This is a genomic window from Acinetobacter legionensis (genome assembly GCF_057165765.1).
In genome coordinates this window covers 1-26,281 of sequence record NZ_CM169896.1, presented here as the reverse complement: position 1 = coordinate 26,281, position 26,281 = coordinate 1, and the positions used below count along the sequence as shown (strand labels likewise).

The 26,281-nt window shown below is 39.6% G+C and carries 16 protein-coding genes, 2 tRNA genes and 3 rRNA genes; 6 read left to right on the top strand and 15 right to left on the bottom strand.

From position 1 onward, the window contains the following. Positions 1-2: 2 nt before the first annotated feature. From tssM to AC2G3J_RS00065, 9 genes are all read right to left on the bottom strand, one after another. Positions 3-3,908 (bottom strand): type VI secretion system membrane subunit TssM, encoded by a 3,906-nt coding sequence (gene tssM, locus AC2G3J_RS00105; protein WP_336953846.1) that lies wholly within the window; start codon positions 3,906-3,908, stop codon positions 3-5. Between the two features lie 34 nt (positions 3,909-3,942). Continuing rightward, positions 3,943-5,331 carry a hypothetical protein gene (locus AC2G3J_RS00100; RefSeq protein ID WP_419328487.1) on the bottom strand — a complete coding sequence of 463 codons (1,389 nt, stop codon included), beginning with the start codon at positions 5,329-5,331 and terminating at the stop codon, positions 3,943-3,945. Beyond that, positions 5,332-6,324 carry a type VI secretion system baseplate subunit TssG gene (gene tssG, locus AC2G3J_RS00095; protein ID WP_336953848.1) on the bottom strand — a complete coding sequence of 331 codons (993 nt, stop codon included), beginning with the start codon at positions 6,322-6,324 and terminating at the stop codon, positions 5,332-5,334. It abuts the gene before it with no gap. Next, entirely contained in the window at positions 6,288-8,096 is a 1,809-nt protein-coding gene (gene tssF, locus AC2G3J_RS00090) for a type VI secretion system baseplate subunit TssF (protein ID WP_419819812.1), read from the bottom strand. Before tssF ends, tssG begins: the two co-directional genes overlap by 37 nt. A gap of 17 nt (positions 8,097-8,113) precedes the next feature. After that, a complete protein-coding gene (gene tssE, locus AC2G3J_RS00085) occupies positions 8,114-8,587 on the bottom strand; it encodes a type VI secretion system baseplate subunit TssE (RefSeq protein WP_034617192.1) in 474 nt (157 codons plus the stop codon). A gap of 63 nt (positions 8,588-8,650) precedes the next feature. Continuing rightward, the gene (locus AC2G3J_RS00080) at positions 8,651-9,154 is read right to left on the bottom strand and encodes an Hcp family type VI secretion system effector (RefSeq protein WP_004723558.1); all 504 of its coding nucleotides are present in this window, start codon (positions 9,152-9,154) and stop codon (positions 8,651-8,653) included. Positions 9,155-9,201: 47 nt separating this feature from the next. Next, a complete protein-coding gene (gene tssC, locus AC2G3J_RS00075) occupies positions 9,202-10,683 on the bottom strand; it encodes a type VI secretion system contractile sheath large subunit (protein WP_336953850.1) in 1,482 nt (493 codons plus the stop codon). Then, a complete protein-coding gene (gene tssB, locus AC2G3J_RS00070; RefSeq protein WP_004723560.1) occupies positions 10,676-11,185 on the bottom strand; it encodes a type VI secretion system contractile sheath small subunit in 510 nt (169 codons plus the stop codon). Before tssB ends, tssC begins: the two co-directional genes overlap by 8 nt. 29 nt (positions 11,186-11,214) lie before the next feature. Then, complete coding sequence (locus AC2G3J_RS00065; RefSeq protein ID WP_419360133.1) at positions 11,215-11,859, bottom strand: hypothetical protein; 645 nt, start codon at positions 11,857-11,859, stop codon at positions 11,215-11,217. 365 nt (positions 11,860-12,224) lie between these two features. Between AC2G3J_RS00065 and tssH the strand changes: the two genes are divergently transcribed. From tssH to AC2G3J_RS00035, 6 genes are read left to right on the top strand one after another with little or no spacing between them, the layout of a single operon-like run. Continuing rightward, entirely contained in the window at positions 12,225-14,897 is a 2,673-nt protein-coding gene (gene tssH / locus AC2G3J_RS00060) for a type VI secretion system ATPase TssH (protein ID WP_419360135.1), read from the top strand. Between the two features lie 19 nt (positions 14,898-14,916). After that, entirely contained in the window at positions 14,917-16,020 is a 1,104-nt protein-coding gene (gene tssA / locus AC2G3J_RS00055; protein WP_419360136.1) for a type VI secretion system protein TssA, read from the top strand. Positions 16,021-16,026: 6 nt separating this feature from the next. Continuing rightward, a complete protein-coding gene (gene tssK / locus AC2G3J_RS00050; RefSeq protein ID WP_004823587.1) occupies positions 16,027-17,391 on the top strand; it encodes a type VI secretion system baseplate subunit TssK in 1,365 nt (454 codons plus the stop codon). Between the two features lie 14 nt (positions 17,392-17,405). Continuing rightward, positions 17,406-18,206, top strand: a complete 801-nt coding sequence (gene icmH / locus AC2G3J_RS00045) for a type IVB secretion system protein IcmH/DotU (RefSeq protein WP_336953853.1) — start codon at positions 17,406-17,408, stop codon at positions 18,204-18,206. A gap of 11 nt (positions 18,207-18,217) precedes the next feature. After that, a complete protein-coding gene (locus AC2G3J_RS00040; protein WP_336953854.1) occupies positions 18,218-18,811 on the top strand; it encodes a hypothetical protein in 594 nt (197 codons plus the stop codon). Further along, on the top strand, positions 18,808-19,791 hold the full coding sequence (locus tag AC2G3J_RS00035) for a M15 family metallopeptidase (RefSeq protein WP_483770495.1): 984 nt from the start codon (positions 18,808-18,810) through the stop codon (positions 19,789-19,791). The genes AC2G3J_RS00040 and AC2G3J_RS00035 overlap by 4 nt, the downstream gene beginning before the upstream one ends. Positions 19,792-20,057: 266 nt before the next feature. Here AC2G3J_RS00035 and AC2G3J_RS00030 read toward each other — a convergent pair whose 3' ends face one another. From AC2G3J_RS00030 to AC2G3J_RS00005, 6 genes are all read right to left on the bottom strand, one after another. Further along, a complete protein-coding gene (locus AC2G3J_RS00030; RefSeq protein ID WP_419819809.1) occupies positions 20,058-20,369 on the bottom strand; it encodes an ankyrin repeat domain-containing protein in 312 nt (103 codons plus the stop codon). Between the two features lie 189 nt (positions 20,370-20,558). After that, positions 20,559-20,673, bottom strand: a 5S ribosomal RNA gene (gene rrf, locus AC2G3J_RS00025). Between the two features lie 182 nt (positions 20,674-20,855). Next, a 23S ribosomal RNA gene (locus tag AC2G3J_RS00020) occupies positions 20,856-23,746 on the bottom strand. 336 nt (positions 23,747-24,082) lie between these two features. Continuing rightward, a tRNA-Ala gene (locus tag AC2G3J_RS00015) sits at positions 24,083-24,158 on the bottom strand. Positions 24,159-24,202: 44 nt separating this feature from the next. Further along, a tRNA-Ile gene (locus AC2G3J_RS00010) sits at positions 24,203-24,279 on the bottom strand. Positions 24,280-24,338: 59 nt separating this feature from the next. Further along, positions 24,339-25,877 (bottom strand): 16S ribosomal RNA (locus AC2G3J_RS00005). The 16S, 23S and 5S rRNA genes sit together here with 2 tRNA genes alongside, the layout of an rRNA operon. Positions 25,878-26,281 lie beyond the last annotated feature (404 nt).

Sequence of the window (26,281 nt, the reverse complement as noted above, 5' to 3'; positions counted from 1 at the left end):
AATCATTGAGCCACTCCTTTTCCAGCAGCATTTGCCGCATTGCCAGCAGGTGCTACAGTTGAGCTTGCTGGTGCGGTTGTCTGAGGCTTAGGTGCAGCTGCTACCGGTGCAGTCGCACCGCCAAATGGTGAAGCCGCTGGTGAGTTTGCACTTACGGTAACAGGCGCTGCCTGTGCTGCAACAACCAATGGTGCTTTAGGACTTGTGACTCGATCAACCAGTTTTAATCCAACATAGCCACGATTAGAACCAATTGGATTTGAAGCATTACCACTAATTAAACGGAATTGAAGTTTCACAAACAAATCACTGTTTTGTTTGCTTGCCCATGTCATTTCAAAGCTTCCATTCAATGACTTACGTTGTGCACTATCGATTAATTTATTGATTCCGTATTCACCCGGCTCATCAAATATAGTATGGGTTTGTCCATCTAAATCGATTGCCGTAATCCGTGCTCCTGGTATTGCACCAGGATTTGGCCACATGAAGTTGACCCATTGTTGGATGCCATTTTCATAAACCAAACGCTGTCCATCAATATCAATGGTATAGGACAATAATTTATTGTTAGGGATCGGATAGAATTGGAAGTTTGACTGATTGGTTGCAACCGGCGCCCCCCCTGCTGCTCCAGCAGATGCACCATTAATTGGCGTAGTATATTGCTCAAAATTCATAACGAATTCAGGATTCAAGCCAATCCCCATGTTTTTCCATGTCTTCGATGACAATGTATAACCACGACGAATAACAAATGGATCAAGAGTTTCTTTTACAAATTTAGCAATGCTACCGTTATCACCAAAAATTTGACTAATTTCACTACTGGTCGCTTGAATCGTTCCAGATGAGTTAAATGGCACTTTTTGTGAAAGTGTTTGGCTAAACGGTTGGAAAGCTTGCAAGGTCCAGAGTTTATTTATTTCATCCTGTGCTGGAGTCAACAAACTATCAAAAGATTGGGTTAACGGGCTCACCAACAATTTCTGAACCATTTGCTGATCCAACTCACCTAAACCTACCGTCAATTTTTCATCAACAACTTTTTGAGTGGTGTTGAAAACTGAAGTTTGATCATTAATAGTAAGTTTTGCTAGGGCCAAAGCATTTGGACCAAAGTCACCTGCACTACGTAGATCATTCAATTTACTTCTGACTTGTGCCATATTCTGTAAATAATCATCTAGCAGTGATTTGTTCTGTAAATCATCACGTTTACGAACCAATTGGTAGAATACTTGGAATTGTTGAGAAATCTGCCCTTGTGCTTGATTCGATGCACGTTGGATATCATCCGTTTTACCTTGTCCTAAAACTTTACGCTTAAACCAAGCAACAAATCCGGTTTGTGGCGCAGCAAGTTCAGCTTGAACAATTGGATTATCCCAACTGGTTTCTTTTGCAACACGGTCAATATAGGTACGGATTGGAGAGTTTTGTGGCTCACCCAATACATCCATGACCTTAGCTTGTTGAACAAAATCAGGCCCTTTCGCATAGTGAGTGGCATTAATAAACTTTTTCCATTCAGCAATATATTCTTGTTTATACAACTGGGTTAACTGTTTACGAATTTGGTCAGGGCTACCACTAAAAGTTAAATCGTCTGACTGGGTACTATTCAACACCCAATCTTTGGTATCCGTGGGTTTATTCGCAGCTTCTTCAATGGCTTTATCGACATATTCATCCCATGCTTTTTGGGTAAATATACCAGGCAATGCATAACCACCCAGCATGACATTCCGATTGGTTTCACCGACAATTTGGGCCACGGTCACAGCTGGGAATCGAACCGCCGCGCGCATTTTAATTTCATTATAAACGCGATCACGGGCAGGCATCCCTCGTACAACAGAAAGCAATACTTGACGAGTTTGATCTACCAACTGCGCATCAGACTCTAACACTGGAAACTTTTTATCATTGGCTAAGGTCATTGAATAGCTCAATATTTTTTCAGCTTTTTGAATCATTTCTCCACGTGGCATTTGCCCACGATTGGTATCTAGCCATGAACGCCAGAAGCGAGTGACTTGGTCACTTAAATGACTCGCATCCATATATTGTGGATTGCTCATCATCAAATAGGCTTTTAACGCATTGTAAGCATCTTGCGGATTGGTATCAGAAGGTTCTGATGCAATTTGTGTCGAAGACGCTTGCTTAATTTCAACATTGACATGATTTTGTTTAAGCGTCTGCTCATTGCCTTTTACACGTTGTAGATATTGCGCAATGTTTTGCTGACTTGGTGCTAAAACAATCTGTTTCACACCTTTTAAATATTCAGCTTTTAATTTTTCTTTTAAGTCATTGCCTTGATATAAACCAAATGAAAATTTCAATGGACGATGCTGATCAAAATCATCCAATTGCTCTAAGCGTTGTTGCAAAATCAGTAAAGCATCGATTTGGGTTGAAAGCTCTTGACCTGAAGTTTGCTCCATTTGCACAACTTTATTTAAATCGGCCTGAACATCTGCAATCAATTGTTGATTATTACGATAAGACCATACCCATAAACCCAAAATAATGGAAACACCTAATAATGATGCAATAAACGCCAAATAACGTTTACGTTTTGTGGTCGGGTTAATATGTTGTTTAACTAGGTTTTTATCTTTGAGAATGACTTCTGAGAATAGCCCTTTTAAGAAATAGCCATGATTCTGAGAAATTGAATTTTGTGGAATACCATGTTCACTATTGGGGATTTTAGTCAGCTGAAAATCATCAACAATCTGTTCCGTCATCGGACTTTCTATCACGCCTTCTTGTAAAGCACTCGTAAAGTAAAAGCCACGGAAGACTGGTTTAAACTGATACGGATTTTCTTCAAATAAAGTACCAATAAACGTTTTTAATACAGGTTTTAAAGTCTTAAATTCAAGTGGGAAAGTCATCACACTTGGCGAAATATTTTGCGCATGACGGCGACTTAAATGGGTGGTACTGACCCCTTTTAGTCCATCATATAAAATATTGTAGTGCTTCTCGAAATGTTCCACAGCATTCTGTGATGATTCAGAGTCATAAGGTAAGGTTGCGCCCCAAACTTGATCAAACTCAGCAGATTCATAACATTCAAAAAATTCAGTGAATCCTGCAATCAAATCCATTTTAGAAAAGACCAAATAAACAGGTGCAAAAATTTCTAAACGTTCAGTTAAGTCTTGAATACGCGCTCTTAAACTTTTCGCTAATTTGATCGATTTCTCAGGGCTTTGACTAACCAACTCAGCCACACTAACAATCACAATTAAGCCATTGATCGGCGCTTTAGAGCGGTTCTTTTTCAGAATATTTAAAAAGCCTAACCATTCTGAATGGTCTTCTGAATACACAGAGTATCGACCAGCTGTATCCAACAATACTCCTTCTGTTGAGAAAAACCAATCGCAGTTTCGGGTACCACTGAGTCCTGAAGACACCACTTTTTGATGGGTCTCTTCAAAGGGAAATTTTAATCCAGAATGGTAAATTGCCGAGCTTTTTCCCGCAGCAGGGTTACCAATCACCATATACCAAGGCAACTCATAGAGTGCTGCGTTACCACTTTTATCACCCAATTTAGACTTACGAATCAATTGGATCGAATCTTTCATCTGCTGATTGATCAGATTTAATTCTTCTTTATCTTTTTGTTTTCCATATTCAGCAGTGGTGTCTTGTTGAATCGCTTCAGCCAATGCTTCACCTTGTTCTGCATGTTTACGACGCTGGATCAACCAGTAGATGCCGTAAATCACCAACCCAAGAATGTAAGCTGCAACCATCATAAAGAAGTACTGACGCGGTACTACACTATATGAAGAAACGATCGCAACCAGAATCGAAAGCGCAATCACCAGTTTCGGATTTGTGATGTACTGCCATGCATAGCTTAAAATTGTTTGTATCATTTTCTCTATTTCTTTCTAAATTTATCTGTAAGTTCTATGCAAACTCAGTCCCAACAATCACTTGGGTTTGCTGATGTTCAGCACTATAAACATAACCGTACAACTCATCTTTAAAGTGCAAACTCAACATAAAACCAAAAACTTTGGCTAAGGGTTGGGTATGGCCTAGGCTATTTTTACTGTAAAGATAATGATGCGCTTCAATAGCTGTTTCGGCAAAGTTTTGTTCAAGTTTCTTTAACAGCTTGATCTCTGCTGGGTCGTCTAAGACCAAGACAAAGGGCTGTTCTTGATCAAACTGTTCTGCTTGGTCTAAATTCAACTCTTTTAATGTTTTAGATGCCTGATCAGAATTTAAAGCAATTCGAATATACTTTATTGCTTGTAAATTTTGCAATTCGACCTGGGTATTTGTCATACAACAAGTACTGATATACTCAGATGGAATATATTTTTCAGTCATCCACGTCCGATCATCTATGGTTTCTTGATCAATTTCTGAATCTACTGCAATAAACAGTGATACCTCAGAATCCAAAAGTTGGGTTCTTTTTAGCAACTTAATCCAGTCTTTATACGCAGTTGTTTCACCCCAATAATGATATTCAGTGCCAAATTGCTGATCGAGAATGCCCAGTTCAGTAAGATAATGGTGAACCAATTCTGAAGCTGAACTTTCATCCCAGCTATGGAATAAATTTTCTGGCAAAATAATGTGAATATTCAAATAATTAAGTCGAGGTACTGCTTCTGCGACCTGTTGTTCAATCGGCTCATCTTCATCGTCATGATGAGGGTCAATCCAAGCAGGATGCATACGATATTCATGTGCAAGTTTGGCATCATAAAAGAGTGCGGAGTTTTTTAGGTGCTCTGCAATTTGATATAAAGTTTCAGTATTCTGTTCTAATTGCTGCTGAATTAATGCACTTATACGCTTTTGACGACTAGAAAGACTAGATGCCTCATCCTCTAACGGTTCTTCAATATCTTGAACACGGAATGAAAGAATCGGTAAACCATAACCATTGACCAATTGCGAATCAAGTTCAGGACTTGCCACATCTTGAAGCTGATCAAGCTGTGCTTCATTTTCGCCTAAGGCACTTAAGCTTGTGGCTGAATAAACTTTCAAGTCTACCCATTCAATTTTTTCTTCAACTTTAGCTTCAGTGATTTGTTGTTCTGAACGTTGCTCTGCCTCAATTCTTTGTTGTTCTTTCTTCTCTTGGTGGCTTTGATAAATCTTTTTGATCAACATTGGGCTCAGGATTAACAAAGTAATCGCAGCTGGAATCACGCCAAAGAAAATCAGAAAATCTTGCCCATTTGGGTCATATTTAATATCACGCCAATAAAATACCACGATTACCGAAACTAGTAATATGGTACTGATTAAAGTTCCTAAAATTATTTTGATCACTTATGACACTCCAATCAGTGCATAACACGTTTCATCATTGTCACTTTGAGTTTTTGGCATCACAAAAGCACCTTGTGCCAAACCAATTTGTGTTGTTGAACTTAGTTGTAAAGGCTGGACTTCCTCTTTTGCCAAGACTAAACGTAAATCGACAAATAAGGTTGGACTACACCAACTTTGCAGAATTTTTTTTAACTTCTTACTTAATTTTTTCTTGGGTAAAAATTCTAAATACTGTGCATGGCTCAACGGTCCAATTTGAATCTCGATTTTTCCATCTATTTGTCGAATCGTCTCTCCACAGAATGTATTTACACCTAACAAGAAAGGTCGGTCCCCTCCCAAAGTAGTTTTCTGCTCATTCCCGAGTTTAAACTTTTCAGTAATATATTCTTTGACTTCAACTTGTTGATTGAATACACAGGTCAACATTGTCTTTAATGCATGAGCTGTATTATTTTGACCCTGCATAAGCCCAGAAAACTCAGCAAAATAGTCATCTAGATCACTCTGTTGATGTTGTGTCCTAATATAACCATTTAAAGCATGCAAGATTTCTAAGTAATTATTTTCTTTTTCAACTTCATAACGTACAGGCAAGTTATAACTTAAACTTGCTTCAACAAATTGAGCCGTAAGCTTATGATTAAATAAACCTAGAAACTTTTGAACTTCAACACGCTGTTTACGCGGTGTTTGTTTCACTTTATTAGTATAGGTATACGGCATTGCACCTTGCATACCGGTTAAACCGACAATCAAATTTGTAAGATGAATTTTTTCGTCTTGTTGTTCGAGTAATTCAATTTCATGTTTTGGAAAGTTCAAGTTTAATGAACTTTCAAAAAGAAAATCGTCAGACCAATTCTTTAAAAAAGCGGTATTGGGCGCATGTCTAAATAATCGTGTGGTTTGTATAAATTCAAAAGCTGTAGGGGTTTTAAAAAGCTCATCAATTACAGAAGCTTCTTGCCACCAACGTTCTGTACGCATTGGTATAACTCCTGTTTTGTATTTAAATCTCGAACAAAAACGTCAACAAAGCTGTTCATCTGTACTTTTAAGTTAAAAATATGACTGATCAATTCGCTGAAAATATATAAGCTATGCCCTCTAAAGACTTGGACATCGACATCCATTAAAACCTTAACCCCGCGTACAAACATTGGAAAGGGTTTGGCTTCAACGAGTTTATTGGTGATTTCAAATTCAATTTTTTTAATTGCATCAATAATTAAATGATTTTCTTTAGATTTAGGTAAGTTATAAAGCTCTAGCAATTCTTTAATATGACTTACAGCATCACCTTTCATTAAGGCTAAAGTATTTAATGAAAGGTGCGAAATAATACGCCATTGTTCATTCTTATTTTTTTCAAATTGGAAGGGTGCTGTAGGTCTCTTTAACACCAATGCACGACGAGCAACGGTACTGTCATTCAAGTTCAAGACGTTGTTTGACTGACCCAAAGCTTCGTGCGGTAATTCACGATTGGAACATAACAACTTACAACTTACAAAATCAGACTTAATACTGTGTGGTTCTAATTGTTTAGAAATAATCGAATAGCCCGTTTCTACATATTGATTTTGTAAAACCGTTGGATTTAACGCATAAAAAAACTGAATATCGTCACCATGATAATGACTCATCGCAAAGAAAGGTAGAATTGGGTAAACCACTTGATCTTGATTACTTTTTTCACGGATTAAATTCATTTCAACGATTGAATACACTTGATAGAATTCAGGATGATGTGCATCTGTCATTAAAGGATATTCTAAGTTTTTATGATTGATTTTTTGTGGCTCAGCTTGTTTCTCAAATAAATTGACGACAGGGCTGGTAAATAACTTAAAATTTGCCACATTCAATTCTGAATAGTTGCGGATGATGGCTTGATCATTTAAATTCAGTTTTAAATGGATTTGAACTTCAAAACTCAAATTTTCTTCTTTTAATAATTTTAAAAAATCTAAATTCAAATTTAAATAACTAAACTTTTCAGGAAAACAGAAATATTCGATTAATAATCGATAAGCATGATGTGTATGTTGATCAACGGGCAATAAACTTTCATTTTCATCAAAACCGATCACTTCAAACGGATTTTTTATCGGCACAACCTTGTTATTGATGCGAAGACTAAAACTGGTTTCTTTATGGAAAATATGATCTAAAACTTGCAAAGGAAAGTTTGAAATGGCATCCAGATAAATGGGCAGCTTTTCATTTTTTAACCAATTTTTAGCAGGGTTTAATAATTCAAATTTTAAATTTAATGTCGCATTTTGGTTTAAATGAATATGTGCACTGGGATTGGTTTGAAAACTCAGACTTTCCAGTTGAATAGGCAATAATTTAACTTCAGCACTGGTATTAAACTCACATTGGACACCTTTGAAACTTCTTGACTTTAAAGTGGTTCCTTTGGGAATAATGTGAACATCCGTCAATTGTTTTTGCTTATTTAAGTCTTCAAAACTCACCACTGAACACGCTGGAAAATGACGTAAATATTGAGGAAACATTACCTCAAATAAAGAACGGGTAAAGATGTCGTAACTATCAGCTAACTTTTTATCGATACGTGCAGCAATTAAAGAAAATGCCTGTATAAGGCGTTCAATATGAGGATCATCAATTTGTTCTTGATTTAAAGATAATCGTTGTGCAATTTTCGGGTATTTATCTGCAAAAGCACGAGACTGCTGTCCAAATTCTTGTAATTGCTTTTCATAATACGGTAAAAGTTCTTCTATCACGACATACCTACTTTATTTTAAGATCTGGCAGAAATCACATATTGCTGTGTTGTTGGCTTAAGTAAGGCATCAAAAATTACAGGTTCATAAAGTGGGTGAATATTTAAATAAGCTTGAATGCTTAAACATAACGAGCCAACATTTTGGTCATCTAACTGCATTTCTACTTTAATTTGTTTTAAGCGTGGCTCATGAGCAGCAATCGACTGTTCTATAGATTGACAGATAGTATCCCGATCAGTTGGATTTGCGGTTGAAAGTCCAACAAAATCAATAATACCAAACTGTATGATAGACTTTTTGACTAAAGGGAAATCATCGATTTCCAAATCCAGTTTGGCAATTCGTGTATTTAATAAGTCTTCTAAATCATGGGCAACAGACTCTCTTAACTCATGAATAGAAAGCCCTTTTATATAATCATCTTCAACAATTAAACGATCAAATAGTGTAGATCGAAATCCATAGGGGTAAAGTTGATCTAAATTCATAATGTATATTCTAATAATATGAAACAGATAGGGACCCAAGTCCCTATCTGTTTCAACAAACAATTAAGCAGCGTAAGATGCAGTATTGTTAGAAAGAGACCATTTCTTAGTAACGGCACCTTTAGCAGAACCGTTAATATCTTGTTGATTATAAGTCCACTCAACCGCAGCATATTTTAGACCAAATGCTTCAGTTGGAACACCTTCTTCATTTACCGTAGGCGTTACACTTGAAACAAGTACATGCTTAAGTTTGATTTGAAGGTACTTAATACGTTTGTCACCATTTGCGCGGTAGAAGTCAATTTGAACTTCATCAAATGTATAACCCGCAGAACATGCTTCCCAAAGTTTTGGACTAGTTGCATCCAAATCTTTAACAAAAAGCATATCTGAGTGTTCTACACGTTCAGCAGTATGACCACCAACGCTTGAAGAAGTCGCAGATTTTGGCTGACGAATATTATGAGACCAAGAATTAACTTCTAGCCAATTTTTGTGCTCAGAATCACGTGACTCGCCATCAACTTTGTACTTACCTTGAAATTGAACGTATATATCTTTCATTGGATTTACCCTTATTTTTTAAAGTTATTATTTAGCCACGCTCTATTTTAATTCGAGGACTGAGGTAACTCAGTGACAAGTCGCAAAGAAACCGACAACTCATCTAGCTGGAAATGCGGTCTTAAGAAGACCACAGACTTGTAGTGCCCTGGCTCTGCAGGATTCTCTACAACTTTTACAGAAGCTTCACGCAATGGATACTGCGCTTTTGCTTCTTGTGAAGCACCATCATCAAGCAATACATATTGTGATAGCCATTCATTTAAAAATGCTTCTACATTACCTGCTGAAGCAAAGCTTCCGACTTTATCTCGCATCATTGCTTTTAAGTAATGTGCAATTCGAGAAACAGCCATGATGTATTGGATCTGGCTAGATAAGGACGAATTCGCATTTGCTGTATCACTGTCATACTTCTTCGGTTTTTGCGTAGACTGCGCACCAAAAAATGCTGCGTAATCTGTATTTTTACAATGAACTAATGGAATAAAACCTAAGTCACTCAGCTCTTTCTCACGACGGTCAGTGATCGCAATTTCTGTTGGACACTTAAATACAACTTCACCGTCATTGGTTTTAAAAGTATGTACTGGTAAGCCTTCGACCATACCACCACCTTCAACACCGCGAATCGCAGCACACCAACCATGGAGATCAAATGCATTGGTCAAACGGGTACCAAACGCATAAGCTGCATTCATCCACAAATATTCATCATGGTTTTGCCCTGAAACTTCTTCTACAAAGTTAAAGCCTTCAGTCGCCCAACCTTCTTTTGGATCATAAGGCAAACGGCCTAAAACGCGTGGCATTGTCAACGCAACATAACGAGCGTCATCACTTTCACGGAAAGAACGCCACTGTACATATTCTGCTGTTTCAAATACTTTTGAAACATCACGTGGACGATCAATATCAGTAAATGATTCAAGACCTAACATATTGCTGCTTGCTGCCGAAATAAACGGAGCATGTGCTGCTGCTGCAACATGTGAAATCTGTTCTAACAGATACATATCTGAAGGTGTGCGGTCAAACTCAAAATCACCGATCAATGTCGCATAAGGTGCACCACCGAATGATCCATATTCTTCTTCATAAACTTTTTTAAACAAGGTGCTTTGATCGAAATCTGTTGCACCTTGAAAATCTTTGACCAATTCTTTTTTCGTTGTATTTAACATACGAATTTTGATCAATGGATTTGATGGGGACTCTTGACAGAAGTAATACAAACCACGCCAAGTTGATTCAATTTTTTGAAACTGCTCATTGTGCATGATTTTACTGAGCTGTTTTGAAATCAACGCATCTATTTCAGCAATACGTTTATCAATCGACAAAGACATATTTTCTGAAACAGTGATTGTTCCTGCCATTACTTCTTTGGCCAACTCACCAATCAAGCTTTTAGCACGGTCATGCTCTTCGTCATTGCGTGCAATTCGGCTGCGTTCCACGATAGAATCAAGTAAACTTACTTCTTCTACGGCTGCATCTTGCGCAGTATTGGTTTGTAAATTACTCATTTTCAGGACCCGCCTCAGCACTTAATTTACGAATCTGATCAGTATTTTGTAAGACTTCATCCAGTAAATCTTCCAAACGCTCACTATTTGAAATTTTGTTTCTCAAATCTGTTAAACGTTCACGAGCTTCAACTAATTTTCTCAATGGCTCTACTTGTTGTACTACTTGTTCTGGTCTGAAATCTTCCATCGATTTAAAAGTTAAATCGACTGACATACGCCCACCCTCTTCAGTTAACGTATTTTCAACTTGATATGCAGCTCGTGGAGACAATGACTCCATCACTTCATCAATGTTTTCTAAGTCGACATTGATAAATTTTTTATCTTTTAATTTGGTTTTTTCTAACTCAGAAGCAGCTGAAAAGTCACCTAAAACACCCACAACAAACGGTAGTTCTTTAATTTCTTTACCATCACCGACTTCAACATCATAAGTCAGTTGAACACGTGGTGGTCGGATTCGCTGTAATTTCTTCTGTACACTTTCACGTTTTGACATTTTTGTTATCCATTAATTTGGGCAATAAATTATGTTGGGAAATTCGGTCTTGGTGCTGATGACGTAGACTTCGGTTTCGCTGGCGTCGCAGTAGGCTTTGTAGCTGGTTTTGTAGCAGGCGTTGAGCGTGTTGGTGTAGTACGACTCTTCTGAGGGCGACTTACCTTCTGAGGACGAGCACGCTCTACAACTGGAGCACTTTCCTGATTTTTTTCAACCAAAACTGCTGCTGGCATTGCTTGTCTAACTGCGTCAGTAAAACTTTTTGCAACAGGATAGGTTTTATCCTCAGTCAAATATCTCATTTCACGCGTACGCATTTTATTCAATGCGTCAGAAGCTAAGCCAATTCCTGCAAGGAATTTGACATCCGTTAACTCATTGCTTTGTATATTTTGCGCTTCTAAATAATTAACAATTTGGATGGCTTTATCATTTTTCCCAATTTGCTGAAACTTTTCTGCTGCCGAGACCAACAGTTTGTTTTTATTGTCTTTATTTTTCTTATCACACAATTGTGAATAGACCGCCAACAACTCAGGATTAGTTTCTCCCTCAACCATTGGGTAATCTTTTATACAGGATCTTTTTAGTTTGATTTCACCATCCGCGTAGACAAATGTAGTCGCCAATGATGTGCCAAGAACTAAAATATATGGAATAAAATTCTTCAAAATCCAACCTCAATATTTACTTGATTCAGTTATTCAATAAATTTACTTTTGATGTTTTATAAATATGTATAATTAAGCAATTTCGTTAAAGACTTAAAAATAAGACTAAAAAAACGTGCTCTCGTCAAGTTAAATTTCGTATCAATATTTTAACCGTTTGATAAAAATGACTTTTTTAATTGGTTGTATAATATACATAATATCCTATCTTCACAAAAGTTTTTTTTTATGTAAAATATTTCCAGTGATTTTTAAAAAATTATTAAATATTTGATTTCAATATACTAATTTTAATGCCAAATTTATAGGCTAGAAAATTTAGAATTTATTTGCCTAGAAATAAAGTTTTTTGAGAGAGACAGAAAATGACAGATCTAAAAGTTTTGATTAAAAAGTTATCAGCATCCTCACGTACATCTTTAGAACAATCCGCCAATTTATGTGTAAACCATCAAAATTTTGAAATCGAAATCGAACATTTTTTTGTCAAATTATTAGAACAACAATCCAATGATCTTGAACTTATACTTAATAAATACAAAATTTCAAAAGATGCACTTTTAACGGATTTATTAGAGTGTATTTCTCAACTTCCTAAAGGAAATACCCGTACACCTATTTTTTCCAAATCAATTGTTAGACTCCTTGAGCAAGCATGGTTACTTGCTTCAGCTGAACAAGATCCAGTGATTCGAAGCAGTCATTTATTGATTGCTCTTTTAACAGCATCTGATCTTTACCAAATTGCCATTCGAGCATCAAGCTTATTTGATCTGTTTCCCATCGATACGATGAAACATAAATTCTTGGAAATTTGTGTAAAGAGTACCGAAAATATCCCAACAAATGATCAAGAGCAAGAAGCAGAACTTAAAAATACCCTAACAGACAATCATGCTTCGAACAACAAGACACCTGCATTAGATCAATTCACCATTAATTTAACTGAAAAAGCACAAAAAGGTGGGATTGATCCGGTCATTGGACGTGAATATGAAATCCGTTTAATGCTTGATATCTTAATGCGCCGTCGTCAAAACAATCCTATTTTAACGGGTGAACCTGGTGTGGGTAAAACGGCAGTTGTGGAAGGTCTGGCATTAAAGATCTCACAGAACCAAGTGCCTGATGCATTAAAAAATGTCCAATTACACTCTTTGGATATGGGGCTGTTACAAGCAGGCGCAAGTGTTAAAGGTGAGTTTGAAAACCGCTTAAAACAAGTTATTCAAGAAGTGCAACAGTCTTCACATCCGATTATTCTGTTTATTGATGAAGCCCATACCATGATTGGCGCCGGCGGCCAGGCTGGGCAAAATGATGCAGCGAACTTATTAAAACCTGCACTTGCGCGGGGTGAATTACGCACCATTGCAGCTACAACTTGGGCCGAATATAAACAGTATTTTGAAAAAGATGCTGCTTTAAGTCGTCGTTTCCAAGTGGTCAAAGTAGAAGAACCGACTGAAGAAGTCGCGATCGATATGCTACGTGCCATGATTCCAGTGATGGCCAATCACTTTAATTTACGTATTGATGATGAAGCGATTATCACCGCTGTTCATTCTTCACATCGTTATATTAGTGGCCGCCAACTCCCGGATAAAGCCATTAGTGTGCTTGACACCGCTGCAGCTCGTGTTGCGCTAACCCAAAATGCTCAACCAGTCAAACTCGATCAACTCAAAGCACAACAACATAATTTAAATCTTGAATTCAATATTATTGAAAGTGAACACCGTCACCAGCCAATTCATGAAGAGCGTTTAACTCAGTTAACATCATCATTGGAATTACTTGATCAAGAAATTCAGCAAACAGAACAACAATGGCAAGCTGAATTGGCTCTGATTCAAAAAATCCAAGCATTAGAAACCGCAGAACAGGCCGATTCAAACAAAGATGAGATCTTCAATACACGTACGCAGTTATCTGTGTTACAAGGTCAGCAACCACTGGTCTTTGAACGTGTAAATGCCCAAATTATTAATGAAATTATTTCAGACTGGACTGGTATTCCTGTTGGCAAAATGGTCAATGATGAAATTAAGCAAATTCTCAGTCTGGAAGAAAAACTTGAAAAACGGGTGATGGGACAAGATTATGCCCTACATCAGTTGGTTCAAGGTATTAAAACCTCAAAAGCACGTTTAGAAGACCCAAATAAACCACAGGGTGTTTTCATGCTTGTTGGTCCAAGCGGTGTGGGTAAAACAGAAACTGCCTTAGCACTTGCCAATGAACTTTATGGTGGTGAGTCACATTTAATCACTATCAATATGTCTGAATACCAAGAGGCGCATACGGTTTCTTCGCTTAAAGGCGCGCCTCCAGGATATGTCGGGTATGGTCAAGGCGGTGTTTTGACTGAAGCCGTTCGACGTAATCCGTATAGCGTTGTGTTATTAGACGAGATTGAAAAAGCACACAGCGATGTCCAAGAGCTGTTCTATCAAGTTTTTGATAAAGGTACACTCGAAGATGGTGAAGGTCGTGTGATTGATTTTAAAAACACCACGATATTACTGACTTCAAATACAGGGTCAAATGCCATCATGCAAGCATGCCTAAATCAACCTGTCGAAGAATGGCCAAGTGCTGAAGAGCTGACTGAACAACTCAAACCAAGCTTATACAAACAATTTAAGCCGGCATTCTTAGGCCGTATGCGAATTGTCCCATACTTCCCGCTACATGATGATCTTTTAGTCAGAATTATTGAGCATAAACTCGGAAAAATTACAGCACGACTCGAAAAACAGTATGAAACGAAAGTGACATATAGCGATGATTTAATCGAATTGATTCTAAGTCGTTGCACTGAAGTTGATAGTGGTGCACGTAATGTTGATAATATTTTAAATGCCTCTGTGTTACCTGCTTTAGCCACTGAAATATTGGTGGCTTTGGCTGAACAAAAAATTCCAAAAGTCATTCATATTGATACGAAAGATGATGAAATCATTTACCTGTTAGATCCACAAGCGAAGCCAGCAAAGAAAAAGTCGAGCAAAAAGTCAAAAGTTGTGGAAGCTTAAATATATACGAGTATAGAAAATGGATATAAATTTAGACGTCTTATTAGAGCCTATTTCTGATGCTCATCCGTGTGGAGAAGATTTGTCTTTTTCCAATGAGTTTCACGAAATTAAAAAAGCACGTACCCATGATGATCCTTTATTAGACCAAGGTGATTGGATTTCTGAACCAAAGCAAGCCGACTGGTCATTTGTTGCAGAAAAATCAATCCAATTACTCACGCAAAAAACCAAAGATATTCGTTTATTAACATGGCTTACAGAAGCTTGGACAAACCTCTATGGCTTCGAAGGGCTAATTAAAGGGCTAGAACTGAGTCACCGTGTTTTAGAACAGTTCTGGTTGAAGATTCATCCTGAAATTGAAGATGATGACTTAGATCAACGCCTAGGATTACTGCAAGGTTTTACCACCCAATTACCGAGCTTGGTAAAGAATGTTCCGCTCATCAACATTCAACCGTTTTATTCACTTGCGCAATACGAAAAATTCTTACACTTACAGAATAATCGTCGTAAGCAAGCAGAAGATTCTGACAGTGTAGAAGCATCCTTAGAGTTAGATCAATTCAATCAAGCGCTTTTCAATACTTCTCGAACTTTTCAATATCAAAATTATCAGCAATTTCAAGAAATTTTGCAGCATTGGAATATTATCAAACAAACATTAGATGCACTGATGGAGCTGGAAGCACCGAGCTTTGCAAGTATCGATTCGCAGTTTGAAAATATTCAAATGAATCTGAAAAAAATCTATAAAGCCGACTCATTTGGGAATAATAACAATACAACCACAGTTGAAGATACCCCAGCTCAAATGACCATGCCGGTAACAGAAACAACGCATTCAGCTCCAATTCCGCAAGCGCAAACATTTCAACCTCAACCACAAAGCCATTTACAAAATCGTGAACAGGCAATGCGGGTTTTACAAGAGATTGCTGATTACTTTCAAACCAACGAGCCGCATAGTCCTGTGAGTTATATGCTGCAAAAAACAATTAAATGGAGCCAAATGCCTTTACATGAATGGTTAACTCAAGTCATTAAAAATGATAATCCCCTTGATTCTATTCATGAGTTATTGGGCGTAAACCAAAATAATGAATCTTCTGAATGGTAATCATCTATGTTTAAAGCAGAAAAAGTTCTTTGGGGTGAAGGTTTATTTTTAAGACCACAACACTTCCAATTACAAGACACGTACCAAGAACAACGACTTAATCACACCATTCGTTCAACGATTCCTTATCCTTATGGAATTAAAAATCTTCGATTTGACGAAACACAACTGGGCACACATGTACTTGCTTTAGAGCAAATTGATATGATTTGGCAGGATGGTGAAATTTACCAAGCACCAGCCAAAGATCTGTTACCACAACCGATTTTATTGGATGAACTGAACTTACGTGGGGAAATGTTAATCTACTTAGCATTGCCTATTTTACAACCCAATAAGAAGAACATCTCTGATGAACAGGATAAACAACCTGCTCGCTACCATTCATATTTGAATGAAACTCATGATCTTTTTACTGATGCATCCCCTGCTGAAATTACATTTCTTCGACGCCGAACTGAATTTAAACTTTTTGATGTTCAAGCAGATCCAAATCAAGATTTAGATGGTTTTTTATATCTCGCCATCGGAAAAATCCGGCGTCATAGCTCAGGGAATTTTGAAATTGATTCAAAATATATTCCACCAATTTTACATATTCAGTCAAATGAAACCTTATTGGCAAATTTGAAGCGAACACTGAACGTTGTTCGTGCCAAAATTAAGATGATTCAAACCAATAACCGTGAAAATGAACAAAAGCTCATTGAATTTAGATCGGGTGATATTGTTTCATTCTGGTTGGTCAATGCACTAAATACCGCTCATGCGACCTTGAATCATCTGTTACAAAATCCGCAGATTCACCCTGAAAAACTATTTTTTGAACTTCTGCGTTTAACTGGCTCATTGCTGACATTCTCGACCGCATACGAAGTTGAGCATTTGCCACAATATCAACATCATAACTTGCAAGATAGCTTTAGCCAGCTTGATAAAATTTTACGCGAATTGCTCGATACAATTATTTCAAGCCGTTATATCAGTATTGCACTGAAAGAAATTCGCCCATCTTATTGGGTGGGAAGTTTGGAAACAGATAAAATTACTAAAGAATCAAGGCTTTATATTGCTGTTTCTAGTAGCATGATGCAAACCCATGAACTGATTCAAATTGTCCCGCTGCGTTTCAAAGTCGGGAATACTGTTGATGTTGAACAACGTGTTGTTGCGGCACTTCCTGCAATCCCAATTCATCATTTAGTCCAAATTCCAACTGCTATTCCGGTACGTTCTGGTGTGAATTATTTTGAAATTGAACCACATCATGAAATGTATCAACGTATGCTTGATTCTGAAACCATCTGTATTTATGTCCCTGCAGGTTTCCAAGATATCAGTATTGAATTAATTGCAGTGATGAATGGTTAAGCGAGGAGTATGTCATGAGCCAGAATAATATTGCCCCCTCACTGTTTGATGATGGACAAATTGGTGGAGGTTCTTTACCTCAACAATCCAAAATCACACAAGCAACCAATTTAGTCGATCTTCTACATGACGGATTTTATATTGTATTCTTATTGAAGAATCAGTATGTTCCAGAAAATGCAAACGGCTTTAAAGACAAAATTTTAGACTTGTTGAATCGATTTGAACATCAAGCAAAAAAACTGCAGTTTTCTCCTGAAGATATTCATGATGCAAAATATGCATATTGTGCCTTAATTGATGAAACCATTGTTACCCAACAAGATCCATCATTTTTTAACCTACAAAATCATTGGTTAATCAGCCCACTTCAATTAACTTTATTTGGTTCACAACTTGCAGGTTATCGTTTCTTTGAGTTTCTCGAACTGATCCGTGCTCGTGGTAAAGAGCGATTGGCTTCACTCGAAGTCTATCATTATTGCTTATTACTTGGCTTTCAAGGTAAGTATCGTATTGAATCGATTGAAAGTTTAAATCATCTTGTGGCTCGGGTCGGTGATGAAATCGATTATTTAAAAGGCAAAAAGACCGCTTTTTCTCCTTTTGCAGCTTTACCAGATCAAATCAAAAATATTATTCATAAAGAATTACCCTTTGTTTGGATTTTAATTTTCCTGTTGTTATTTGCTGTACTAGCTTTCGCTGGCCTAAAATTCATGTTGAATAAAACAGAAGATGCTTCTATTGCGAAATTTAATAATGTGATTTCTGCACCTGCTGAACAAGCACATATCACTATTCAATTGCCTTGACAGGTTGAATTATGACACAAGAAAAACAAACATCTATTCGTATATTACAAAGTAAACCCGCTAAAAAAACATTGGGGAAATCATCTGTTTTTCTACTTGGTTTAATTGCTGGGATGGTTATTTCTGCTATTTTCTTTTTTGTTTTTATCAATATCAAACCAACAGAAAATACCAGTACCAATACAGATTCGGTTGCAACACAAGAACCTGAGTTACGCGATGTGCATGCTGAAGAAACAACAACCAATCATCACGATGAAAATGTCGGTGCATATAAGCAGCATATCAATGAGAAAGATTTTAATCAGATTTTTAAACATGAAAATAAGGTTGCTGCTCAAAAAAATCCAATTCCGAATGCCTCCCCATTTGAACAAATGCTAAAACCTGAGGCTAAACCAGTGCCGCAGTCAGCTGCAACTAGACCACAAGCTGCAATAACCGCAAAACCAATACCAAAAGCGAAAGTAGAAGCTAAAGCAGAAGCTTCTGCTAAACCCACTGAAAAAGAAGCCGTACCTAAAAAAGAAGAAGTGCAAGAGGCTTCCCCTGAAGGTACAGTGAAAGTGACGATAGACCGCAAAGTCATAGAAAACAAACCATGATTTTGTTTGTTGTCATTTGTTTTATCTTTTTGGTGCTTGGTCTAACTTTTCTCATGTCTTATGAAATTAGACATAAAACTTTAGACTACCTTAAAGCACTTTTACCACAAGGTAAGAGAAAGCTAGCTTCTGCAAAGCACTTTGCAGAACAAATGAACCAAGCGGCTTCAGCCAATCAAACCCAAACCCATTGGCATTTACAGCAATGGTGGATCTTGATTGCGGGTTTCTTTTTGCTTTCCAGTATTCTTGTTTTTGCATTTACACGACCAATTGATCCGACTAAGGTTGAAGCAGAATATTTAAGAAAAACTGACCCTCAAATTTATGCGCTATTAAATGGCGAGGTTTTAACCCCTCCTCCAGCAGTGGAGGAAAGCTTAATTGATGCTGCGATTGTTCAAGCACAGATATTAGAAAGAGAAAACCCTGTTCCAAATCATCAAGTCCCGAGTGTAAATCCATCGGTTATTGATAATGAAGGAATTGGAGATCAACGTAGCAGCTTCGATACAGCTATGGTTGACCGGAAATGGGATAAAATGCATCCAAGTTATAAGCAACGTTTACTGATGGTCTTTAAAATCATGAAAGAACGTCATGGCTATGAAATGGTGCTTTTAGAAGGTTATCGTAGTCCAGAGCGTCAAACTCGTTTATCTGGCAATACAGCCACGACTTTAGCCAAAGCTTATCAAAGTTATCATCAGTTTGGTTTAGCAGCCGATGTTGCCTTTAAACGAGATGGTAAAGTTGTTATTTCTGAACGAGATCCTTGGGCATGGAAAGGCTACCAATTATATGGGGTTGTTGCTGAATCTGTAGGTTTAACATGGGGTGGACGTTGGACACGAATCCACGACTATGGTCATACTGAGTTCCGTATGCCTGGACTGCGTAAAAACCGTGAATCTGCTGAACGCTTGATTGCTGAAGCACAAGGCAAAGGACTTATGGCAAATAATATTGATATAAATTAATTGCCATGTTGTCTTTGTAAGAAAATGCTTACATCAATCACAGCGATTGTCATCTATACGATCAAAGCACATTCTTATATTCTATAGTTATAGGGAACAGGAAGTTTCCCAGACATAAAACAACAATAAAGCGTCTGAGCATCAGGAACGTGAGATTCGACAGGAGTCAGATCTAACACACCAATACAAAGAAAACCCCATCAGGATGATGGGGTTTTCTTTTTATATCTATAGAATATCTGATTCACATCACGTTGTTTGAGAATCTACAAGCTATTTAAATACACAATAATCTGTTTATTTTCAGCCATTTCCGCAAGTTCTAATGCTGTAAATTGGCTTTTATAGTCTTTGTCTGCACCTTTAGAAATTAATAATTTAACGATATCTAAGTGATCATTCTCCGCCGCAGCTTGTAGCGCACTATAGCCTTCATCGTCAGTTTGGTTGACGTCGATACCTTGCGATAACAGTTGTTCAACCTGTTCCAATTCCCCTAAAGATGCGGCATAGACCAGTTCAGGAAGATGTAATTCTTCTTCATTATCAGCAATAGGTGAAAATGAGTTAAGTTTCATAAGGAGCACCATTTTTTTGTTCAATTATTATTTAGCTAAAAATTTTAAAGGTCAACAATTCATTATTGACCGAATTCAGTCATCAATTTACTTAATATGACTAGATCTCTTTCATTCCGACCGATAATAAGCACTGCGCATAAAAAAACACCCCGTTCTCGCTAGAGACCGGGGTGTTTTAGATTTAAAAGCTGGCGATGACTTACTCTCACATGGGTAACCCCACACTACCATCAGCGCTAAGAGGTTTCACTTCTGAGTTCGGGAAGGGATCAGGTGGTTCACTCTTGCTATTGTCGCCAGCAAACTGTTATGGACTTGTTCGGGTCTTATTTAAATGCCTTACTTCGTACCAAATGAGTTTAACAGAACATTTGAGTTGAATATTTTAACTAGCTTTACAACTAAATCAAGTATGTTTGATCTTTTATGAATCAAATGATGCTTACTTCTTTCGAAGTTCGTATACAACTGCTTGGGTGTTGTATAGTCAAGCCTCACGAGCAATTAGTATTGGTCAGCTTCATGCGTCACCGCACTTCCACATCCAACCTATCAACGTCGTAGTCTTCAACGGCTCTTTAGAGGACATAAAGTCCTAGGGAAATCTTATCTTGAGGTAGGCTTCCCGCTTAGATGCTTTCAGCGGTTATCCCTTCCGAACATAGCTACCCGGCGATGCGACTGGCGTCACAACCGGTACACCAGAGGTTCGTCCACTCTGGTCCTCTCGTACTAGGAGCAGATCCTCTCAAATTTCCAACGCCCACGGTAGATAGGGACCGAACTGTCTCACGACGTTCTAAACCCAGCTCGCGTACCTCTTTAAATGGCGAACAGCCATACCCTTGGGACCTGCTTCAGCCCCAGGATGAGATGAGCCGACATCGAGGTGCCAAACACCGCCGTCGATATGAACTCTTGGGCGGTATCAGCCTGTTATCCCCAGAGTACCTTTTATCCGTTGAGCGATGGCCCTTCCATACAGAACCACCGGATCACTAAGACCTACTTTCGTACCTGCTCGACTTGTGGGTCTCGCAGTTAAGCGCGCTTTTGCCTTTATACTCTACGCGTGATTTCCGACCACGCTGAGCGCACCTTCGTACTCCTCCGTTACTCTTTAGGAGGAGACCGCCCCAGTCAAACTACCCACCAGACATGGTCCTCGTCCCGGATAACGGGACAGAGTTAGAACCTCAATATTACCAGGGTGGTATTTCAAGGATGGCTCCATAGCAACTGGCGTCACTACTTCAAAGCCTCCCACCTATCCTACACAAGTAAGATCAAAGTTCAATGTCAAGCTGCAGTAAAGGTTCACGGGGTCTTTCCGTCTAGCCGCGGGTACACCGCATCTTCACGGCGAATTCGATTTCACTGAGTCTCTGCTGGAGACAGCGCCCCCATCATTATGCCATTCGTGCAGGTCGGAACTTACCCGACAAGGAATTTCGCTACCTTAGGACCGTTATAGTTACGGCCGCCGTTTACTGGGGCTTCGATCAAGAGCTTCGCTTACGCTAACCCCATCAATTAACCTTCCAGCACCGGGCAGGCATCACACCCTATACGTCCACTTTCGTGTTTGCAGAGTGCTATGTTTTTAATAAACAGTTGCAGGGGCCTGGTTTCTGTGGCTGCCAATAGCTCAAGGAGCAAGTCCTATCACCGTCAGCAGCGTACCTTCTCCCGAAGTTACGGTACCATTTTGCCTAGTTCCTTCAGCAGAGTTCTCTCAAGCGCTTTGGTCTACTCGACCTGACCACCTGTGTCGGTTTCGGGTACGATTCCTGTGTAACTGAAGCTTAGAGACTTTTCCTGGAAGCATAGTATCAGCCACTTCGCTAGTAAACTAGCTTGCTATCAGCTCTCAGCATAGAGCACCCCGGATTTGCCTAAGATGCATGCCTACTGCCTTTCACCTGGACAACCAACGCCAGGCTGACTTAACTTTCTCCGTCCTCTCATCGCATTACACAGAAGTATTGGAATATTAACCAATTTCCCATCGACTACGCCTCTCGGCCTCGCCTTAGGGGTCGACTCACCCAGCCCCGATTAACGTTGGACTGGAACCCTTGGTCTTTCAGCGTGCGAGTTTTTCACTCGCATTGTCGTTACTCACGTCAGCATTCGCACTTCTGATACCTCCAGCATACTTCTCAATACACCTTCATCGGCTTACAGAACGCTCCCCTACCACGTATACTAAGTATACATCCGCAGCTTCGGCATATAGTTTTAGCCCCGTTACATCTTCCGCGCAGGCCGACTCGACTAGTGAGCTATTACGCTTTCTTTAAAGGGTGGCTGCTTCTAAGCCAACCTCCTAGCTGTCTATGCCTTCCCACATCGTTTCCCACTTAACTATAATTTTGGGGCCTTAGCTGGCGGTCTGGATTGTTTTCCTCTTGACTACGGACGTTAGCACCCGCAGTCTGTCTCCCGGATAGTACTCATAGGTATTCGGAGTTTGCATCGGTTTGGTAAGTCGGGATGACCCCCTAGCCGAAACAGTGCTCTACCCCCTATGGTATTCGTCCGAGGCGCTACCTAAATAGCTTTCGGGGAGAACCAGCTATCACCGAGTTTGATTAGCCTTTCACCCCTATCCACAAGTCATCCCCTGGCTTTTCAACGACAGTGGGTTCGGTCCTCCAGTTAGTGTTACCCAACCTTCAACCTGCTCATGGATAGATCACCCGGTTTCGGGTCTATACCCAGCAACTAAACGCCCTATTAAGACTCGATTTCTCTACGGCTCCCCTATACGGTTAACCTTGCTACTGAATATAAGTCGCTGACCCATTATACAAAAGGTACGCAGTCACCGAACAAGTCGGCTCCCACTGCTTGTATGCATGCGGTTTCAGGATCTATTTCACTCCCCTCACAGGGGTTCTTTTCGCCTTTCCCTCACGGTACTGGTTCACTATCGGTCAGTCAGGAGTATTTAGCCTTGGAGGATGGTCCCCCCATATTCAGACAAGGTTTCACGTGCCTCGCCCTACTCGTCATCATTATATGTGCCCTTTCGTGTACGGGACTATCACCCTCTACGGTAGCACTTCCCAGAGCTTTCCGCTAAAACACATATAACTTAATGGGCTGATCCCCGTTCGCTCGCCGCTACTGAGGGAATCTCAATTGATTTCTTTTCCTAAGGGTACTGAGATGTTTCACTTCCCCTCGTTCGCCTCGCATGACTATGTATTCATCATGCGATACCTACCTTATGGTAAGTGGGTTTCCCCATTCAGAAATCTCCGGATCACAGGATATTTGCCGCCTCCCCGAAGCTTATCGCAGGCTATTACGTCTTTCATCGCCTCTGACTGCCAAGGCATCCACCACATGCACTTAATTACTTGACTATACAACCCCAAACAGTCGCTAATCCCTACAAGGAGGATCAACAATATGGATTCAACCACTTCTATTTGTTGCCTGTGAATTTAATCACTATACAGCTTCAATTTAATTCATATACCAAAACGCTTGATTCAGTTTTATCGCTAGTTCTCATTTCATTCAATATTAACAATTGCTTGCTAACATCAACTAAAACGAGTTAAACAATTATTTCAACTCAAATATATTCTGTTAATGATTCACTACCGCCTCGTCAGCGAGTAGTTAACTGTGATAAATCACAGAACTTAATAAGCTATCGGCTTACTAAGTTCTGTAATCACTTAGTCTGTAATTAGTGGTGGAGACTAACGGAGTCGAACCGTTGACCTCCTGCGTGCAAAGCAGGCGCTCTACCAACTAAGCTAAGTCCCCAGCTTAAGATCTTAATATATCTGCTCTTCTGTGTTCAGTAGACTTGGTGGGTCTGACAAGACTTGAACTTGTGACCCCACGCTTATCAAGCGTGTGCTCTAACCAACTGAGCTACAGACCCTCAGATACATCAATGAAGAACAACTTGTTGTGGATTCTTACCAATCGTCAATCTTTCGTTAAGGAGGTGATCCAGCCGCAGGTTCCCCTACGGCTACCTTGTTACGACTTCACCCCAGTCATCGGCCACACCGTGGTAAGCGTCCTCCTTACGGTTAGACTACCTACTTCTGGTGCAACAAACTCCCATGGTGTGACGGGCGGTGTGTACAAGGCCCGGGAACGTATTCACCGCGGCATTCTGATCCGCGATTACTAGCGATTCCGACTTCATGGAGTCGAGTTGCAGACTCCAATCCGGACTACGATCGGCTTTTTGAGATTAGCATCCTATCGCTAGGTAGCAACCCTTTGTACCGACCATTGTAGCACGTGTGTAGCCCTGGTCGTAAGGGCCATGATGACTTGACGTCGTCCCCGCCTTCCTCCAGTTTGTCACTGGCAGTATCCTTAAAGTTCCCACCCGAAGTGCTGGCAAATAAGGAAAAGGGTTGCGCTCGTTGCGGGACTTAACCCAACATCTCACGACACGAGCTGACGACAGCCATGCAGCACCTGTATGTAAGTTCCCGAAGGCACCAATCCATCTCTGGAAAGTTCTTACTATGTCAAGACCAGGTAAGGTTCTTCGCGTTGCATCGAATTAAACCACATGCTCCACCGCTTGTGCGGGCCCCCGTCAATTCATTTGAGTTTTAGTCTTGCGACCGTACTCCCCAGGCGGTCTACTTATCGCGTTAGCTGCGCCACTAAAGCCTCAAAGGCCCCAACGGCTAGTAGACATCGTTTACGGCATGGACTACCAGGGTATCTAATCCTGTTTGCTCCCCATGCTTTCGTACCTCAGCGTCAGTATTAGGCCAGATGGCTGCCTTCGCCATCGGTATTCCTCCAGATCTCTACGCATTTCACCGCTACACCTGGAATTCTACCATCCTCTCCCATACTCTAGCTTCCCAGTATCGAATGCAATTCCCAAGTTAAGCTCGGGGATTTCACATCCGACTTAAAAAGCCGCCTACGCACGCTTTACGCCCAGTAAATCCGATTAACGCTCGCACCCTCTGTATTACCGCGGCTGCTGGCACAGAGTTAGCCGGTGCTTATTCTGCGAGTAACGTCCACTCATCCTAGGTATTAACTAGAAGAGCCTCCTCCTCGCTTAAAGTGCTTTACAACCATAAGGCCTTCTTCACACACGCGGCATGGCTGGATCAGGGTTCCCCCCATTGTCCAATATTCCCCACTGCTGCCTCCCGTAGGAGTCTGGGCCGTGTCTCAGTCCCAGTGTGGCGGATCATCCTCTCAGACCCGCTACAGATCGTCGCCTTGGTAGGCCTTTACCCCACCAACTAGCTAATCCGACTTAGGCTCATCTATTAACGCAAGGTCACAAGTGATCCCCTGCTTTCCCCCGTAGGGCGTATGCGGTATTAGCATCCCTTTCGAGATGTTGTCCCCCATTAATAGGCAGATTCCTAAGTATTACTCACCCGTCCGCCGCTAGGTCAATTACCGAAGCAATCTCCCCCGCTCGACTTGCATGTGTTAAGCCTGCCGCCAGCGTTCAATCTGAGCCATGATCAAACTCTTCAGTTAAAAATCATTAGTGACTTAAGGTCACAATTCTGGCTCATCAATGTACTGACAAATTCTCTCAAATAAACTTCGAGTAATTTAAACCAATCAATCAATGATAATATTTCGATCAATCAATTAGTAAAAATCCACACAAGTTGTTCTTCATATTCTCTTAATGATCTTCTCAATGCTTCGTCAGCATCAAGCTAGGTCGGCTATACTACTCTCTATCTCTAAAAAGTCAATCTATAATGTTAATTATTTTTTCCAACAAACCCAACTTCAATCTCATCTTAAAATCTCAATTCGAAATCTTAACAACTTAATCAAGTGCCTGATTTATCAGAAGTTTTATTTAACATCACCGCCGATGGATGTGCATTCTACAGCATTCCATTCCCAACACAACCCCTTTTTTTAAA

What these genes read in the sequence shown, in the direction of transcription:
- tssM (WP_336953846.1), bottom strand. Translation starts at nt 3,908, where the DNA reads ATGATACAAACAATTTTAAGCTATGCATGGCAGTACATCACAAATCCG.
- tssG (WP_336953848.1), bottom strand. Translation starts at nt 6,324, where the DNA reads ATGCGTACAGAACGTTGGTGGCAAGAAGCTTCTGTAATTGATGAGCTT.
- tssE (WP_034617192.1), bottom strand. Translation starts at nt 8,587, where the DNA reads ATGAATTTAGATCAACTTTACCCCTATGGATTTCGATCTACACTATTT.
- AC2G3J_RS00080 (WP_004723558.1), bottom strand. Translation starts at nt 9,154, where the DNA reads ATGAAAGATATATACGTTCAATTTCAAGGTAAGTACAAAGTTGATGGC.
- tssC (WP_336953850.1), bottom strand. Translation starts at nt 10,683, where the DNA reads ATGAGTAATTTACAAACCAATACTGCGCAAGATGCAGCCGTAGAAGAA.
- tssB (WP_004723560.1), bottom strand. Translation starts at nt 11,185, where the DNA reads ATGTCAAAACGTGAAAGTGTACAGAAGAAATTACAGCGAATCCGACCA.
- tssH (WP_419360135.1), top strand. Translation starts at nt 12,225, where the DNA reads ATGACAGATCTAAAAGTTTTGATTAAAAAGTTATCAGCATCCTCACGT.
- tssA (WP_419360136.1), top strand. Translation starts at nt 14,917, where the DNA reads ATGGATATAAATTTAGACGTCTTATTAGAGCCTATTTCTGATGCTCAT.
- tssK (WP_004823587.1), top strand. Translation starts at nt 16,027, where the DNA reads ATGTTTAAAGCAGAAAAAGTTCTTTGGGGTGAAGGTTTATTTTTAAGA.
- icmH (WP_336953853.1), top strand. Translation starts at nt 17,406, where the DNA reads ATGAGCCAGAATAATATTGCCCCCTCACTGTTTGATGATGGACAAATT.
- AC2G3J_RS00040 (WP_336953854.1), top strand. Translation starts at nt 18,218, where the DNA reads ATGACACAAGAAAAACAAACATCTATTCGTATATTACAAAGTAAACCC.
- AC2G3J_RS00035 (WP_483770495.1), top strand. Translation starts at nt 18,808, where the DNA reads ATGATTTTGTTTGTTGTCATTTGTTTTATCTTTTTGGTGCTTGGTCTA.
- AC2G3J_RS00030 (WP_419819809.1), bottom strand. Translation starts at nt 20,369, where the DNA reads ATGAAACTTAACTCATTTTCACCTATTGCTGATAATGAAGAAGAATTA.